The sequence below is a fragment of the Salinicoccus sediminis genome (assembly GCF_000986795.1).
Classification (GTDB): domain Bacteria; phylum Bacillota; class Bacilli; order Staphylococcales; family Salinicoccaceae; genus Salinicoccus; species Salinicoccus sediminis.
The window spans coordinates 1-740 of sequence record NZ_LAYZ01000007.1 but is presented as its reverse complement, the minus strand read 5'-3'; the positions used below and the strand labels follow the sequence as shown (position 1 = coordinate 740).

Genomic DNA, 740 nt, shown 5'->3' with positions numbered 1-740 from the left:
CATTTTAAACATGTACATTGAAAACCGGATAGAGAAGCAATAAATGATTTTTAACCGAAAATCAAAGCGTAGAAAACCGAGAACTGAAATTAAAAAGAGTTCACACAAACACGCGTTGTGCCGCTTGATGCGGCACACTCACAAATTCATTGCGATTAAGTAATGAAGGGCGCACGGTGGATGCCTTGGCACTAAGAGCCGATGAAGGACGGAACCAACACCGATATGCTTCGGGGAGCTGTAAGTAAGCGTTGAACCGAAGATTTCCGAATGGGGGAACCCAGCACATCATTATGTGTTGCCGGTCAGTGAATAGATAGCTGACGCGGCGGTAGACCCGGGGAACTGAAACATCTCAGTACCCGGAGGAAGAGAAAGAAAAATCGATTCCCTGAGTAGCGGCGAGCGAAACGGGAAGAGCCCAAACCAGCTTCGGCTGGGGTTGTAGGACACCGACACGCCAAGTAATGTTGAGCCGAACGGCCTGGAAAGGCCGGCCGGAGGGGGTAACAGTCCCGTAGGCAAAGGACATTATTTGGCCCGGTGGATCCTGAGTACGGCGGAACACGAGGAATTCCGTCGGAATCCGGGAGGCCCATCTCCCAAGGCTAAATACTCCTTAGTGACCGATAGCGAACCAGTACCGTGAGGGAAAGGTGAAAAGCACCCCGGAAGGGGAGTGAAACAGAACCTGAAACCGTGTGCCTACAAGTAGTCAGAGCCCGTTAATGGGTGATGGC

The 740-nt window shown here is 51.2% G+C and carries 1 rRNA gene; it reads left to right on the top strand.

The features are described from left to right. Positions 1-153: 153 nt before the first annotated feature. Positions 154-740: ribosomal RNA gene (locus tag WN59_RS07815) — 23S ribosomal RNA — on the top strand; the annotation flags it as partial.